This is a genomic window from Adhaeretor mobilis (assembly GCF_007741515.1).
In the GTDB taxonomy this organism is placed as follows: Bacteria; Planctomycetota; Planctomycetia; order Pirellulales; family Lacipirellulaceae; genus Adhaeretor; species Adhaeretor mobilis.
This window is the reverse complement of sequence record NZ_CP036263.1, coordinates 3,633,193-3,648,779: the sequence shown is the minus strand read 5'-3', so window position 1 is coordinate 3,648,779 and position 15,587 is coordinate 3,633,193. Positions and strand designations below refer to the sequence as shown.

Sequence of the window (15,587 nt, the reverse complement as noted above, 5' to 3'; positions counted from 1 at the left end):
CTATTATGGCTTACACACTCCCCGACCTTCCCTACGCTAATGATGCTTTGGAACCGCACATTGATGCGCAGACGATGGAAATCCATCACGACAAGCATCACAACGGCTACGTCACTAAACTTAATGCCGCACTGGAAGGGACCGGCATAGACAAGTCGATTGAGGACCTGTGTCGCAATCTCGACGCAGTTCCTAAGGACAAGCAAGGTGCTGTTCGCAACAACGGTGGTGGTCACGCGAATCACTCGTTGTTTTGGACCACCATGAGCCCCGATGGAGGTGGCAAGCCAGTAGGTGCTCTCGGTGAAGCGATCGACAACGAATTGAATGGCTTCGACGGATTTAAAGATGAGTTTGCAAAAGCTGCAGCCACGCGTTTTGGTAGTGGCTGGGCTTGGCTGTCGGTTGACAGCTCGGGCAAGCTGGTTGTTGAAAGCACCCCGAATCAAGACAATCCCTACATGTCCGGCAACACTCCGATTCTGGGCATCGATGTTTGGGAGCACGCCTATTATTTGAAGTATCAGAATCGACGCCCTGACTACATCGAAGCGTTCTTTAATGTGATCGATTGGAAAGCGGTCGACGAGCACTACGTCAGCGCGAAAAGCTAGCCTTTTCGCTATGTAGAGTCTATCAAGCCCCCTATTGCCGACCAGGTAGTAGGGGGCTTTTTCGTTGGCAAGCACGCGGGAACCCAATAATAATGTAAGAAGGAAGCTGCCTTTTCAGCTACAATCGAAGGTGTTGAATAGCCTTGTCAGTGGTGCCTGCCGCTTTGGGGCGTCCTCCTCGCGTTCCCGAAATCGATGACGCACTTCGCCAGAAAAAATCGAACGTCTGTTGCCACCGTCTTTGCGATGTCCATCGCAGTGATTAGCCTGCAGGCAGACTTCGCTGGCGGTGAAGTCGCCCAAGGCGAAATCAAGACGCTCAGCCCGGTCGATATTACAGGGATCCGAGCCGACTCGCCGGCAATGGGACAGCAGGTGCGCTGCTCGGGAATCATCTCGTGGGTAGATCCCTTTGAATCACAATGCGTGATTGCTCGGAAAGGTGAGACCCAAGGTGTGCTAGTTCAGTTGGCTGACAAGCAAGCCCACCAGCGTCTGAATGTGGGCGACAAGGTTGATGTGGTTGGTGAGTTGTCTCTTAGGCAGTCCCACGGAATTCTCCAGGGAGCCAGTCATTTGCGCTACGGTAGTAGCGAACTCCCTAGTCCTGAAGTTGTGCCCCACAAGATCGACTTGGACAGAGTCACGGAGCTTGAGGGCCGGTTGCTCTCTGTCGAAGGCAATGTGGCTCATGTCGTGCAGTATTTTGATCGCTACGTACTCTGGATCGATGGCTACGATTTACCAGTGCGTGCTGAATTTCGCGATGCGGAAAAGGAAACCGACGGGTTAAGCTTCGCTGGAGCAAGAGTGCGAATAACCGGTGTTGCACTGCAACGGGAGAAAAGCGCCGGGGTACTACGCAAGCTCATGTTGTGTGTGAACTCAGCCTCAGAGGTTGAGATTCTCAAGCCGAGCCCCAATTGGCCCCCGGATTCCAAAGCTAGCAGAATCAACGGCATCGTCGTTTGTAAGAAATCGCCCAACCGTTACTTCTTGCGTGCTGATACACGGGAAATCCTCGACCTGGAAGTCTATGACACTCAGTACGTGCATGTCGGCGACATGGTGCGGTTTGTCGGTACGGAAGTAATGAGCCGCGATGGTCGCAAAACGATGGTGGCCGGGCTCGAAGTACACTCCACCAGTAAGGATTGGGTACATACAGGAGAAAAGGCCGAAGCGAAGCGTCTGTCGGAGCAGCACGTCGCGGGTGATTGGGTGCTTGTACGTGGACGAACTTCCGAGAACCTCCAAGAGCAACTTCGTGAAGGTTGGTTCGGTGTGGTCGATGACCACAGTGAAACGGTGCGGGTCGATATCGATAGCCTTGTGGGAGACCTCAATACGCTACAGCTCGAAACTGCCAGAGAAGTGGAAATCGTAGGCTACCTGGATTTCGATTCCCAAGGTGCCTCGATCTTTCCCGCGGATTTCAGGGAAATCAAGGTGTTGGAGCGGCAGGCGTGGTACCAATCGGCTGCGGCCCGTGGAATCGGGATGGGCGCGCTCACGGTACTTGCGCTTAGCTTGGCTGCCGTGTTCGCATTGCGCCGGGCTGTTAAGCGGAGAACCCTGGATTTAGAGGAAAGTACTGGATTGCTGAATGCTTCCTACAATGCCGTGCTTGAAGGGATTTGTCTGATCGATGATGCTCAGCATATCCGCAGAGCAAACCCCCGCTTCTGGGAGTTGTTAGGGCTCGACTCTAACGTAGACAACCGCTTGAGCGGGGGGCTACTACGCGACCAGCTGGCAAAGTGCTTTGAAGAATCCGAAGAATTTGTCGAGCTGTGGGATCGCCTGGCTGGAACTGACGAGATTGGTTCGAACAAGAGTTTCCACCGGATCTCCGGTGAAGCGGAACTATTGAACGTGTATTCCGTAGCAGCCAACAAAGCGAAGTCCGGCAAGAGCCTGGGTCGCGTTTGGGTATTTCACGACCTTACCCAACGTCATCGCCTTGAACAGACACTACTACAATCGCAGAAAATGGAGGCCGTGGGGCGGCTTGCCGGTGGCGTTGCCCATGACTTCAACAATATGCTCACGGGCATCTCGGGTAATGTAGCGCTCACCAAACGCAAGGTCAGCGAACGTTCATGGGATGTGTCGGATTATCTGGAAGCGGCCGAACAAGGGCTAAGCCGGGCAGCTGTGTTAGTTAAGGAACTGCTAGGCTTCTCCCGCCAGAGCACCATGCAAGTAAAGTCAGGCTCTGCAAACGACGTAATCGCGACGCTATTGGGATTGGTGGAGCGAACGCTCGATCCGAAGATCAAGCTTGAGACGGAACTCCATTCCCAACTTCACCTTGCTCAGTTTGATCCCATCAAGCTTGAGCAAGTGCTGCTGAATCTGGTTATGAATGCCTGCGATGCGCTGCTGCCTACGGGTGGGCTAATCCGCATTTCGACTGCAAACGTCGAAACATCAGAACACGAGGGAGACCCCACCCGTGCGTTTGTCGAAATAACGGTGTCCGACTCGGGCAGCGGTATCCCTCCTGATGTGATCGAGAATATCTTCGAGCCCTTTTTCTCAACCAAGCAGCATGGCGAAGGTACAGGCTTGGGCCTGGCAACTTCTCAGGGTGTCATACGCCAGCTAGGAGGCTGGATCGACTGTGATTCGAAACCGGGCCACGGAACCGAATTTCGTATTTACTTGCCCTTGGCGGAATCCAAAGCCATCGCAATGGAATCGACGAAGCAACCAAGTTCAGATGTAGTTGATTCTTCGGTGGGTTTGCACGTCTTGGTCGTCGATGATGAAGACTTCGTGCGTCGCTCGGCTATGATGCTACTACAATCGATGGGACACACCACCTCGGACGCTTGCAACGGTGCAGAAGCGCTGGAACGACTTGCTGAATTAGAAGTGTCTGGGCATTCGCTTCCCGACGTGGTGCTGCTTGACCAAACGATGCCAAAGCTCTCCGCAGCGGAGATGCTTCCTCGATTGCGAAAGCGCTATCCCGATCTCCCAGTGGTTCTCTGCTCAGGTTTTTTGCCAGATCTGGACAAGTTTTCCGCAGTTGCCGGTTCTCGCCCTGAGGGCTTCTTGCAGAAGCCCTACAACAGTGAGCAGCTTGATGCAGTGTTTGCTAGCGTGCTAGCGGAACCACTCGCCGCGACAAGCTAGCACCCAGGACGCCCGCGGGGACGTATTTCGAATGGCGTTGACGCTGCACTAGTTGGTTCACTAGAGTCCTGCGGAGATTGAGTTTGGACAGCACAATCTCACAGGAATCCCCCGGCTTTCGGAATTTTCCGGAAACTTAGCGCACTTTCTCTAAGCGACAGAACCCGATTGCGCCGAACTAGGCAAGATAGAAGATGTCGTTAGATAGCGGTGGATCGCAAAATGCGTATCGAGTTTCAAATCGAACTAGACCAACATTTTTCAGGCATGGAAGCCATGAAGAAAACATCAATTGCTTTACTGATTGCGTTCTGTGGATCGAGTCTCGTGGGCTGTAAATCAGTCCCATCAATGGCTTGGTGGAAGTCTGGCAAAGCAGGGGAGTCGACCGCAGTTGCTCACTCCGCACCAGCCCTCCCGTCAGACTTGGCAAAGCAGTCTGACCAGCTGGCCAGTTCTTCAGATGAACTGGTAGGCGAGCCTGCCCCTTTCTCGCCAGCGAGTAGCACCGCAGCTTCGGCACCGCCGGCTTATGTGGCTACGACGCCTGCTGCTGTAAGCGCACCAGCAAGTTATCCAACCACTGGCGCGGCAAGCTACAACCCATCGCAAGTCGCGGCCGCTGCATCAGCTGCCCGAACAAATTCTGTTGATTCCGATAGCTCAAACCTGGGCCCAATCGGTAGCCCGTACAATCCCAATGTGATGCCCGCGGCCGCTCAGACGGCGGCGACATCAGCTCCAGCGCCTACTAGTCCGGTTGCATCCGCTTACGATCGCTATGCCTCGGCAGCGGGAGCTGCTCAGCAAGCCGTCGCTTCTGCTGGAGAGTCAGCCCAATCGCAGTACGAAGCGGCCTCCGCCAATTTAGCGGCAACGGCCAAGACTACTGCCAGCGCTGCGACTGAGCAACAACCCGCCTACAACCCGGGTGGTCGCTATGCTGCGACAACACCTACTGCCGTGTCACCAACTGCCGCAGTGCCTCCGGCGTCGATGGCGTCGCCAAGCACGGGTCAAGTTGCGGTAAGCACGCCAGATACCAATTCTGTGCCAGCAGCTTATGCTACGGCGACTCCTGCTGCTGAAAACTTCGATGTCGCAACTGCTTCACGTCCCACCGCGGAATACCGTCCCGCTGGTACCAGCACTTATCCCACGACAACTCAAGTCGCAACACGACCAAGTCGTGAAGCCGCTCCGGCAGTCGACAATGGATCAGCAGCTACGCCTACTTATGATGCCGGCGGAACGAGTGGTACGTCCTCGACAGGTCGCTACTAAACGGCTCTTTGCCCAATTCAAACAAACAGGGCAAGTAAACAGTGCCAACAAACAAGGCCTCGTAGTTCAACGGAACTACGAGGCCTTGCTTTTTGAATCGGATAGAAAATAAATCATTGCGAAAAGATGCCTGCAGGCGCTCGACCTTCCGCCCTCATCTCTCCGTTTCTAATTTACCAGCCCATGACCATGTTCGACTCGACAACCTTGCGAGCCTGTTCGAGATCAACACCTGTCTCGTGCATGTAGAGACGGATGGCATGGACCTTGTCGCCTTCAGACTTCGAGAGGCAATCGCGGGCCGTATGGCACGGGTCGAGTTCGCCGCTCAAACCGAGCGCACCCTTGGAGATCACCCACGTGTCGCGAGGTCGCTTCGTAAGCCTGAGCACGGTGTCTGTCGGATAGGCTTCCGTGACCACGCTCGAAGCGTCGTCGCTATCTTTTGCCCAGGTGATAATGATATGACTGTCTGTCTCAACCTCAAATAATGGCATGGCTAGCTCCTTATGACACTTTACGGGTGAGAAGTCGTAAGGTCGCGCGCTAGTCCTGCCTGCCCGTTCGCAGCAGAGAGATTTCCCAGAGAGAAATCTCCGTCGCGTTTGCAGGGCACTGACGCCCGACTATCCGCATCCTAGTCGATCAAGATGGCAGGAGTCAATGTTTGCCTTCGCGACAGGAGAATCCTTTAGCGGCAGTCAGGAAGACGTGGAAGTAGCAGTCGGCAGTTTACTCAACGAGAGTGCCGACTGAGACGTGCGATTCGTCATATTCGGTTGAAGGTGAAGCGACGGGAGTGGTGTTTGTTTCGGCACGACGTAGCATGCCGGCCACGTGCTGGAATAAACACGATTGCCCTGTTGCACGAGCGCTGTAGAGTGCCGAATCGGCTCGCGAGAGCAAGCGGTTGGGGTCGTCCCCGGAGCTGGTTTCCACAACACCACCCCAAACGGTCGTGCCGCATTCGTCGCTCATTTTGGCCAGGAAGCGTTGCGAGAACACCAGCGCTCCTCCCAAGTGAGTCTGTGGCATAACTACGGCAAACTCGTCTGTGCTATAGCGAGCCACGAAATCTGTTCCACGGACGTCCTTGGCCAATCGTTGAGCAAACGCAACAGCATCTTGGGGATCATCACCGACTTCAATGCTGAACAAGGCCAGCGCGAAGCGTCTCTCATGATTGTCTTCTTGAGAACTGTTCATGGAGAACAGTACCTCTAGTTGTTCTTGCAAAGCGCGCCTATTGTGAACACCTGTTTCTGCATCGATCCGCGAGCCCGCGAAGGTCATTAACTGAGCCGACTGCTTGCGAAGTTGGTCGTATGCCAGTGAGAGATTGGTCGTGAGTCGAAGCGTAGGGCCAAGAATTGCTTCCGCCTTTTCGCTAAGTGTCTTCCAAGCGTCCTCGTTATCTTCTTCCTGTATCTGTCTAACATGTTTTTGGAACTCAGCAATCTTGGCGTGATGGCCAGCAAGTTCCTTGCGGATGTTGAGGGTCACATCCTGCAAGCCACCAGCAATTTGCTTGGCGCGATTTAGCTCTGTGTGCAGACTCCCCTCGGGCTTCTCTTCAGTGCTGCTATTCACGTGGCGCGTACGCTTTCCGAACAGGTAGCCGAGGGTTGCTATGGCCGCAAACGCCGCAGCTTCAGCCAGTAACGAATTGGGGAACTGCAATTCATTGAGTAGAGAGAACATAGCCAGCCGTTTGTTGCCGAGTAGCGAGACGAGCGTTTAGTTTAGTTGGGTTGCGATTCGTTTAGCAGCGATCTTTGTTGCTGAATCCACGCATGCCGAGGAAGCCCACGCCCGAGGTAACACCGAGCAGAATGAACCACTCCTCAAGATTCAGTTGAGTAACCCACGCCCAGCAGTCGTTGAGCGCACCAGAAAAGAACTGTCCAACAAGGTCGAGGTATTGCACCGTAGGGTTCCTCAAAAAAATTGATGTGCGCAGTTAGGCTGCGCCCTGGGAATGGACTCTCATCGCGAGCAGACAGCCGCGGGGAGCGACGGTTTTGCACTAGTAAGGGTAGGTTGCAATCAATGACCGAACGTGCCGGGAACAGTTTGGTCTGCAGCCGGGCAGAAACTCTTATGCGAGATGCCCCGAATAATCGTTAGAACCAGTTCGAGGCGTCCTCGCATTCGCTGTGGACGGCTGATACGATGAGTAGCAGCTCGGGAGAGCTCGCTTACTTTTTCATCTTGAGAAGCCCTGCGAAGCCAATAGGCATACTTCTAGTAGTCCCATGGAACATTCCAAACTACGCCGGAAAATCGCCTGGCAAGCAGCTCGGCTGCTTTACGACCGGCAGGAGACAGATTGCTACCAAGCCAAAATGAAGGCCGCCCGCCGGCTCATACGCGGCTGGGTTAAGACGAGCGATTTGCCCAAGGATGCTGAGGTCACAGTACAGCTGCAGCTCTTCAGTGGCGACTACTCCGCTCAACGGTCTCGTTTCGACGAGGAAGAAGCCCGCTGGGAACTCATGCGTCTTTTACTTCTCCCTTGCGAGTCTGTTTCACAGAATCTGCGAGAGCACCCTGAAGGAGATGTACTCTATCACAGCTTGCAAGTGTTCGATCTGGCTCGTGAGCAGCTGCCGTACGACGAAGAGTTCCTCACTGCCGCTCTGCTGCACGATGTGGGCAAGGCGATTGACGTGCGTAGTTCCTCCACAGCCGGATTAGAAGCCCTTGGCGATTATGTTTCAGAGCGAACTTGTTGGCTCGTTGAGAATCTCGCCGAAGCTCGCAAAATCACCGACGGAAGCGGTGGTCTAAGATCGCGCCGCCGTCTGAAGCAGTCGCCCAATTTCGAGGAACTCATGCTTCTTGAGCAGTGCGACCGGCAAGGCCGAGTTGCTGGCATCCCAGCAAGCACCTTGGACGAGGCCCTGCACTATTTGCGAGAATTGTCTGCCATGTGCAGTTGAGCTAGCACTCAAGCGGGCTTTTTCTTACGCACGCGCGAACTCAAAGCAGCACACTGCCGTACCTTCTTTAAGCATCAGGCCACCCCCAACAGCTTGAGTGATCAAGGCCTTGCCCTCCTCAAAACCACTGCCGGAGAAAGTAAGCATGGATGTGCCCAAGAAAGACTTGTCAAGAGATCTGCCCCGTATAGATCGCGAAGACCTATCTGTAGCCATGAAGTTTGTCGCAACGCTACTCGCCGCACTTGTGTTCCTACCGCCGGGAGGAATACTGTGGCAACCAGGCGCGGCGACCACCGTTAGCAGCTGGTTCGTTAAAACCCTGCTGGCATTTGTTGCGTGAAGTGACCAATCAGACTCAGCGAATTCGTAAACTCTGCGACGCTGTCAAACTTTGCGACGCAACCCGCCGAAGCAAAGCAAACTGGTCGCCAACAACAAGAGTGCTGTCGGCTCAGGTACAGCGCCCACTGAGCCAAGCATGCTCGGCCCGCTACCGTATTGAGTACTCCAAATGGCCAGATCATCCGCATTGACGAGTTCGTCACCGTTCGCATCACCACTGGCTAGTGTGGTACCCATGCCGAACCCAGCCTGCCAAGCGAGCAAATCTGCACCGTCGACCATTGTGTCGCCAGTGAAATCCGCATTCTCCACAGCAGCGATCACCTCGCCGGTGAGCATGAGCGTTAGCTCGCCAAGATTCATTGCGCCGGGAATGTCCTCATCTGAGAAGCTCAAGGTGTAGCTAGCCGAGAACACCCCGACCGAATCCGTATCGAAGCTCGCTGTGAAGCCATCGAACAGGCCCGCATCCAACGCGCCGGCACCCGTGAAAGTTGTCAGGTCGGTAGTCAGTGCCGAAGTGTCACCACTGCCGTTGATCGAATCGAGTTCCAGAGCTGCGGTGAACCCTGTGGTGCTCTCGATATTGAACAAATCAAAGTCGAAGGTCGGAATTGTTGAACCTATGGTGATGTCGCCAAAGTCGAACGCCAGAGTATTCATGTTTGTGGCTGCGAACGAGGGGGTAGCATGATCAAGCACGTCGAGGGTGACGTTCAGCGTATCGTCCGCATCATTGGCCCCCCGCCCTGCCCCACCACTGGTGGTGACGTCCAGATTGTCGATAATCACTAAGCCGCTTTTCAGTCCGGCAGAGGAAGTGCTGGTGCTCAAGCCCACACTAAAAACCTGCGAGTCGGCACCGCCAGTGGTCATCGCGTTGTAACGCCCGCTGAGCGTACTAGTTGCACTGCCGCTGGTAGTGACTTCGTAGTAAGTGCCATCGTTGCCCAGCTTGTTAAGCGTGACCGATTGAGCCCCTGGCACCGCAGCTCCGGTAAGCACTCGGCCCAAGTCTACGTTCGCTGTGCTCGAACCGTTGGAGTTGATCGTCGCGCCGCTAATGGCAAGGCGGCTATCGTTGTTCTGATCGACGTAAACGCTCCACACATACTCGGGGCGATCGATAAATGCGTTTCTGTTATTTGTGTAGTAGCTCGGGTTCATCGAAGAACTGTAGATCGCATGGTTCCGACGCAGTTCGAATTCGTCCGGTGCATCGAGATAGTGGTACGCAATCAGCGAAGAAAGATCCCCCATCTCGTTGTCGTCAGGAACACCTTCAACCAAAGTCAAACCTAGATCTTGATATCGGGTCGCGGAGTAAAACAGCTGTCGGGCAATGTCGCCCCGATCCGCGTCGCCGGTGTAGTAGTAATCGCTTCCAATCGTACCGTAGCTGCCAGTGGTATTCTCAAAACCGAAAGCCCGATGGCCGCGGGTAGAATTAATTTGCACATCCGAAGGTCTCAAAGCATGTGGATCGCCCAGGTTGCCTTTCGTGCCGTTGCTCGCACTTCCCGGTTGAAGGCTCTGTGGCCAGACGTGTTCACGATTCCAAGGTAGTGACCCGCCAGCGTTCCATTGCCCCGATTCTGACGAACGATCGTAGACAAGCAAGATATTCCCGGACACATTCGGATCCGCGTCGGTTATGGCAGCAGAGTATCGGAAATCACCGTATGAGCGCTGAATATGTCCGTTGGACATGATCGACTGCAGCTGGTTCTTCAGCGTAGTCCCCGTTCCCGTCGCCGAGTTGTAGTAGCTGGCGGGTGGTTCGTACTGTGCCAACGCCGCATTGGCGAAGCAAAATACAAAGGTGAGCGTAAAACAGTAGCGCAGAATTGGCATGGGAGAGACACGATTGCGTTAGATTAACGATGAAGCCAGTTGGTTTCGGAATACTCTATTCTACGCGGAACCAACGGGAATATCCCGCACTTGGCCGAAGAAGTCGCACGGATTTGCGAGAATCCACAGGCTAGGTAGCTAAAACGCCCAGATAGGGGACGTAAGAATAGCACCCCCGGCAGGACTCGAACCTGCAACATCCGCTTTAGAAGAGCGGTGCTCTATCCAGTTGAGCTACGGGGGCGTGAAAGTCGCTTGCTGCATCGTCCATGATACCCAGCGAAGCTCGACCACGGCTAGGTGTCTCTGTGTGGGGGCCGTTACTTCCGCCCTATTTAGTCCTCGAATTCTCTAATCTTGCCTGCGAGTCTCTACGAAGAGGTAACGGCTTATGGGACATGTTTTGTAGAGGTTTTTTGTTTCAAGTCTGTTTCAAGGGATTCGAGGTATTTGTTGGCCATTGAGCTGAAACAATGTGCGTGAAGACCTGAAACTGAGACGCGGAAAGAACCATCCTGCAAACCAGCGGCGTTTCACGCTAGTATACAGCCGCTAGATTGCCTATTTGTAAATGAAAATTTGCACTCTCCAGGAGCAAACTTGTGAAAGAACTTACAGTACGAACTACGCGGCTACGCGTTTATTTCGCTTTGATTACTGTCGGAACCACGCTTCCCGCTTTGCCACCGGTAGCAGCCGCGGACACTCAGGAAGTCCAGCAAGAATCCGCTGGCTACATTGAAGTTGAGGCAGAGAACTTTTTCAATCAGTCAAACACGGACAAGCGCTCCTGGCGATTGACGACCCCCGAAGAAACTCCCAAAGCCTCTGCCGATGGCGATCCCAATCATGCCGCCGGGGCTAGCGGCAAGGCCTATCTCGAAGTCCTTCCTGACACGCGTCGCAATCACGGCCACAAGTTAATTCACGGCGAGAACTTCACGGAAAAGCCGGGAGAGATGGCCGTGCTGGAGTATCGAGTCAACTTCCAAACTCCCGGCAGGTATTATGTTTGGGCGAGGGGCTATTCCACAGGCGGCGAGGACAACGGTATCCATGTCGGTCTTGATGGCAAGTGGCCCGAGAGCGGCAAGCGCATGCAGTGGTGTGTCGGCAAGAACCGCTGGCACTGGGAAAGCCGCCAGCGAACTGCCAAGCAGCATTGCGGCGTACCTCACCAGATTTATCTTGAGATCGACAAGCCGGGCGCACACACGGTCCAATTCTCGATGCGGGAAGATGGCTTTGAATTCGATAAGTGGCTGCTGACGACCGATAGGGATTTCAAGCCAAAAGGTTATGAAGCAGCCTATAAAGCAACAAGCAAGAAGGCTGCGACTAAGCCAAAGTCGCCGCTGCCACCGCTAGTCTTGCCCCGTCAATCGGATGGTAACGGTGAGGTGACTGTCGAGGGCGAAATGCTGCCCTGGCACCGCGTATCAGTGACGCTCGACGGGCCCTACGCCCATGAGCGCGACAATAAGCCTAATCCTTTTATCGACTACCGTATGACGGTGTACTTCACCCGCGATCTGCAAAGTCCTGATGAAAAGCAATTGTCTTATGCCGTGCCGGGGTATTTCGCAACCGATGGTAATGCGGGTGAAACTTCCGCGGAGTCAGGCACGAAATGGCGCGCCGACTTTCGCCCTGATATGCCTGGAAAGTGGCACTATCGGGTAGAGTTTGCTCAGGGTCGGCAGATCGCAATGAGCACCACACGGCCAGATGACACGAACGCCTTACGGGCTCTTCATTGTCTGACCGGAAAAAACTTGACAGGGTCCTTCGTCGTCTTGGAACCAACTGGGAAGCAGGTTGGTTTTACCGAGATGGGGCGTCTGAATTATGTCGGTAAGCGATACTTGCAATTCGCTGACACCGGTAGGCCGTTCTTGAAAGTCGGGGCGGATTCTCCCGAAACGCTACTGGCATACACAGACTTCGACGGCACCACGGCCCACAAGAAGAACGTACCGCTGAAAACATGGCAGCCCCACATTCAGGATTGGCGCGCAGGCGATCCCACTTGGCAACAGGGCAAAGGCAAGGGGCTTATCGGGGCGATGAACTATTTGGCAGAACAGGGAGCTAATTCGATTTCGTTTATACCCTACAACGTTGGAGGCGACGGCAACAATGTGTGGCCGATGATCGCTGCTGACGACAAATTGCACTACGACTGCTCCAAGCTCGATCAATGGCAACGGGTTTTTGACCATGCACAAACTCAGGGAGTGTTCCTGCACTTCAAGCTGCAAGAAACCGAGAACGACGATCAGAACACCGGCCGGGGTGGAAAAACCGGCGAAGTTGTCGCGGCATTAGACGGTGGCGAACTGGGTGTGGAGCGGAAGCTCTATTTCCGTGAACTGATTGCCCGGTTCGGCTACCAACTTGCCCTGAATTGGAATCTTGGCGAAGAAAACACGCAGTCTCCTGAAGTGCAGCGCCAGATGGCCAACTATCTGCGGGAAGTCGATCCATTCGATCATCTCATCGTCATTCATACGTATCCTCAACAACAGGAGAAGGTCTACCGTCCGCTGTTGGGTGAGAAATCAGTGCTTACCGGCGTTTCCCTGCAAAACCATTGGAATCAATCACATCAGCGTACGCAGCAATGGATCGCTGAGTCTGCAGCGGCAGGCAAAATTTGGGTCGCCTGTAACGACGAACAAGGCCCGGCAGGCATGGGCGTGCCGCCAGATCCAGGGTACAAGACCAAGGCGGGGGAAGTGTCCGATGGCTATGCTACCGATGGCAAGAGTCGCAAGTACGATCTCCATGACATTCGCAAACATACGCTGTGGGGAACGCTGATGGCGGGTGGTGCCGGGGTGGAATACTACTTCGGCTATAAGTTGCCAGAGAATGATCTCGGGTGTGAAGACTTTCGTAGTCGCCAGCGGTCCTGGCAGTATGGCCGCATCGCTCGTTCGTTCTTTGAACGCGACGATCTGCCGCTTGAAGCGATGAGCTGCCGTGACGATCTGGTCGGCAATCCTAAGCACGACAATAGTCGTTACTGCCTGGCCAAGCCTGGGGAAGTCTATCTTGTCTATCTGCCGACCGGGGGTGAGGCAAAGCTCGATCTTAGTGAGGAAGATGGCCAGTACGAAATCTCCTGGTTCGATCCCCGTAACGGTGGCGACATGGCGACCGGCTCAGTCACTCAAATAGCAGGCGGCAAGGAAGTGGGCCTCGGGTTGCCGCCCAACGAGCCCCAGCAGGATTGGCTGGCGGTAGTCAGGAAGCAGAAGTAAAGCCTGTACTCCTGCAACCACTAGCATGATGGCTTTGGAGAATCAATTCTCTTGGGTTAAGATAGTTGTGTTGCGGTAACTTGCAAACGGGCTGCCAGCGAAGCGTTTGCTCGCAACTTTCCGCTTTTCAGCAATGAGACCTTATCGCTCTAAAATCAGCCATGTCAACTACCACGGATCACGCCAGTGAGGGGGAGCTAGCAGAGCCCCCGAAATTTGCCCCACCGGTGTTCGTGTATCACCATCGGCAGCGTATTCTCGCCACGGTTCTCGACACGTCGCTGGAAATTGGCAGACAACGCGAAGGAGAGCCTGAGGCCGTGGTCCGGGTCGAGCATTCTGATAACGCTCGGCTTATCGTCACACCGATCGACGATGTCGAAGTTTCGCGATCGCATGTCCTGCTACGCCCCCTCGACGACGCCAGCGTAGAAATTACCAACTTGAGCGGCACCCTGTCGGTACTCATTTCCCCACACACGACTCTCCAGCCGGGTGAGAAAGCCCCGGCTACGATTCCGGTGCTCGTTCAATTTGGCGAATACGCTGTGCGAGTCGACCCGCCCGAAGATGAGGACGCCCTCGATTTCGAAGGCCTGCCCGAGCGCACCGTCGCACCAGGCAAATCGGCACCTGTCAATGAAGTGACACTGCTGAACGAGGGGGCAACTCTCGACGAGGCCTCTTTACTACGTTGGTTGGAAACGGTGCTGAACGTTTTTCAGAGTGCTGCTAGCTCGCAAGACTTCCCCGAGCAAGCCGCCGCAGCGGTCGTCAGGATTGTGCGTTTGGACACCGCTGCCATGATTCGCTTCCAGGATGATCGCTGGTTCATCGATGCGCTAAAATCAAATGTAGTGGGCACAAACGGAGAAGGTACTGCCGAGTCCGACTGGGCGCCGAGCCAGACGCTGCTCTCGAGGGTTCGCACGGAGCGCCGTACGTTTCGTCACGTGCCCAACATGGGATCCGACACGCCGCGCAGTCTACAAGATGTGACTGCCTTGGTCGCCGCGCCCATTCTCAATGGTGAGGGCAATGTCATCGGTGCATTGTATGGAGATCGCCGCGGGACGACCGTTGCCGGTGGTGTGCCCGACATCAGCCCGTTCGAAGCGAAGCTCGTTGAGCTGTTGGCTACGGGAATCGCCGCCGGCTTGGCTCGCTTGAAGGAGGAGCAGGCCGCCATTGCTGCGCGTGTGCAATTCGAGCAGTTTTTCACTCCACAACTGGCAGAGCAGCTGGAACGCGATCCCAAGCTGCTCGAAGGACGCGATGCCGATGTGACCGTGCTCTTTGCTGATATCCGCGGATTCAGCCGGATAAGCGAGCAGCTAGGCCCTGAGAAAACCATGCAGCTCATTCAGGAAACGATGGGCGCCCTCAGCGAGTGCGTGCTCGACCACGATGGTGTTCTGGTCGACTACATAGGCGACGAACTGATGGCCATGTGGGGCGCTCCTGTTCCCCAACCCAATCACGCAACGCTTGCTTGCCAAGCTGCCCGTCAAATGGGCGAAGCTCTACAAGGCGTGAACGAGAACTGGCAAGAGTTGCTCGGTGAGAAAATCAAAATCGGCGTTGGCCTGAACTCCGGTATTGCCCGCGTGGGCAACACCGGTTCGCGACAGAAGTTCAAGTACGGCCCTCTCGGCGGTACGGTGAACCTTGCTAGTCGCGTGCAAGGCGCCAGCAAGTATCTCGGGGCCGATTGCCTAGTTACGTCAAGCACCTTAGAAACGCTACCTGAAGGTGTGATCGCCCGACGCTTAGGTCGGGTGAATGTCGTGAACATTAAGCAGCCGATTGACCTCTTTCAACTTATAGCCCATCCACCTGAGGATTGGGATGTGCGTTGCCAACGCTACGAGCAAGCACTTGGTGCTTTGGAAAATGAGCTGATCGACGATGCGATGGCGCTGGTCAATGTCTTGGCGCTTGATTATCCCGAAGACCGAGCCATCGCATCTCTCGCCCGGCGCGTCGAGGACGCCGCCAGCGCAGGGCACCACGGCAACACGAGCATCTGGCAGTTGCCTGGGAAGTAGATCGTGCCTTCCGTCGTGAAATATTTTGAACCGCCAAGGACTCCAAAAGTACCAAGAAGTTTTTTTTGAACAGGGATCACCGAGAGAAAA

At 54.8% G+C, this 15,587-nt stretch carries 11 protein-coding genes and 1 tRNA gene; 7 read left to right on the top strand and 5 right to left on the bottom strand.

The window, feature by feature from the left end:
* Positions 1-5 precede the first annotated feature (5 nt).
* The 3 genes from HG15A2_RS14415 to HG15A2_RS14405 all read left to right on the top strand — a co-directional run bounded on the left by HG15A2_RS14415 (position 6) and on the right by HG15A2_RS14405 (position 5,042).
* Positions 6-614 carry a superoxide dismutase gene (locus HG15A2_RS14415; RefSeq protein WP_145060891.1) on the top strand — a complete coding sequence of 203 codons (609 nt, stop codon included), beginning with the start codon at positions 6-8 and terminating at the stop codon, positions 612-614.
* Between the two features lie 195 nt (positions 615-809).
* Positions 810-3,758, top strand: a complete 2,949-nt coding sequence (locus tag HG15A2_RS14410) for a hybrid sensor histidine kinase/response regulator (protein ID WP_145060890.1) — start codon at positions 810-812, stop codon at positions 3,756-3,758.
* Positions 3,759-3,980: 222 nt separating this feature from the next.
* Positions 3,981-5,042 carry a hypothetical protein gene (locus tag HG15A2_RS14405; protein WP_145060889.1) on the top strand — a complete coding sequence of 354 codons (1,062 nt, stop codon included), beginning with the start codon at positions 3,981-3,983 and terminating at the stop codon, positions 5,040-5,042.
* A 173-nt stretch (positions 5,043-5,215) separates the two neighbouring features.
* Here HG15A2_RS14405 and HG15A2_RS14400 read toward each other — a convergent pair whose 3' ends face one another.
* The 3 genes from HG15A2_RS14400 to HG15A2_RS24115 form a co-directional block, all read right to left on the bottom strand.
* On the bottom strand, positions 5,216-5,539 hold the full coding sequence (locus tag HG15A2_RS14400) for a DUF6793 family protein (protein ID WP_145060888.1): 324 nt from the start codon (positions 5,537-5,539) through the stop codon (positions 5,216-5,218).
* Between the two features lie 235 nt (positions 5,540-5,774).
* The gene (locus tag HG15A2_RS14395) at positions 5,775-6,743 is read right to left on the bottom strand and encodes a GGDEF domain-containing protein (protein WP_145060887.1); all 969 of its coding nucleotides are present in this window, start codon (positions 6,741-6,743) and stop codon (positions 5,775-5,777) included.
* A gap of 61 nt (positions 6,744-6,804) precedes the next feature.
* The gene (locus HG15A2_RS24115) at positions 6,805-6,969 is read right to left on the bottom strand and encodes a hypothetical protein (RefSeq protein ID WP_218931975.1); all 165 of its coding nucleotides are present in this window, start codon (positions 6,967-6,969) and stop codon (positions 6,805-6,807) included.
* 328 nt (positions 6,970-7,297) lie between these two features.
* Here HG15A2_RS24115 and HG15A2_RS14390 point away from each other — a divergent pair, with 328 nt between their 5' ends.
* Together HG15A2_RS14390 and HG15A2_RS14385 are read left to right on the top strand one after the other, a co-directional pair.
* A complete protein-coding gene (locus HG15A2_RS14390; RefSeq protein WP_145060886.1) occupies positions 7,298-7,984 on the top strand; it encodes an HD domain-containing protein in 687 nt (228 codons plus the stop codon).
* A gap of 109 nt (positions 7,985-8,093) precedes the next feature.
* Positions 8,094-8,327, top strand: coding sequence for a hypothetical protein (locus tag HG15A2_RS14385; RefSeq protein ID WP_145060885.1), 234 nt, complete (start codon positions 8,094-8,096; stop codon positions 8,325-8,327).
* A 44-nt stretch (positions 8,328-8,371) separates the two neighbouring features.
* Here the strand turns inward: HG15A2_RS14385 and HG15A2_RS14380 are convergent, their stop codons facing one another.
* Both HG15A2_RS14380 and HG15A2_RS14375 read right to left on the bottom strand, forming a co-directional pair.
* Entirely contained in the window at positions 8,372-10,183 is a 1,812-nt protein-coding gene (locus HG15A2_RS14380; RefSeq protein WP_145060884.1) for an endonuclease, read from the bottom strand.
* A 170-nt stretch (positions 10,184-10,353) separates the two neighbouring features.
* Positions 10,354-10,427 (bottom strand) — tRNA-Arg (locus HG15A2_RS14375).
* A 358-nt stretch (positions 10,428-10,785) separates the two neighbouring features.
* Between HG15A2_RS14375 and HG15A2_RS14370 the strand changes: the two genes are divergently transcribed.
* Positions 10,786-13,449, top strand: a complete 2,664-nt coding sequence (locus HG15A2_RS14370) for a DUF5060 domain-containing protein (protein ID WP_246117745.1) — start codon at positions 10,786-10,788, stop codon at positions 13,447-13,449.
* Between the two features lie 161 nt (positions 13,450-13,610).
* Entirely contained in the window at positions 13,611-15,497 is a 1,887-nt protein-coding gene (locus HG15A2_RS14365; protein WP_145060883.1) for an adenylate/guanylate cyclase domain-containing protein, read from the top strand.
* Positions 15,498-15,587: the final 90 nt, after the last annotated feature.

Bases quoted from the DNA above. Each gene is read 5' to 3' on its own strand.
- HG15A2_RS14415 (WP_145060891.1), top strand. From the start codon at position 6: ATGGCTTACACACTCCCCGACCTTCCCTACGCTAATGATGCTTTGGAA.
- HG15A2_RS14410 (WP_145060890.1), top strand. From the start codon at position 810: ATGACGCACTTCGCCAGAAAAAATCGAACGTCTGTTGCCACCGTCTTT.
- HG15A2_RS14405 (WP_145060889.1), top strand. From the start codon at position 3,981: ATGCGTATCGAGTTTCAAATCGAACTAGACCAACATTTTTCAGGCATG.
- HG15A2_RS14400 (WP_145060888.1), bottom strand. From the start codon at position 5,539: ATGCCATTATTTGAGGTTGAGACAGACAGTCATATCATTATCACCTGG.
- HG15A2_RS14395 (WP_145060887.1), bottom strand. From the start codon at position 6,743: ATGTTCTCTCTACTCAATGAATTGCAGTTCCCCAATTCGTTACTGGCT.
- HG15A2_RS14390 (WP_145060886.1), top strand. From the start codon at position 7,298: ATGGAACATTCCAAACTACGCCGGAAAATCGCCTGGCAAGCAGCTCGG.
- HG15A2_RS14380 (WP_145060884.1), bottom strand. From the start codon at position 10,183: ATGCCAATTCTGCGCTACTGTTTTACGCTCACCTTTGTATTTTGCTTC.
- HG15A2_RS14365 (WP_145060883.1), top strand. From the start codon at position 13,611: ATGTCAACTACCACGGATCACGCCAGTGAGGGGGAGCTAGCAGAGCCC.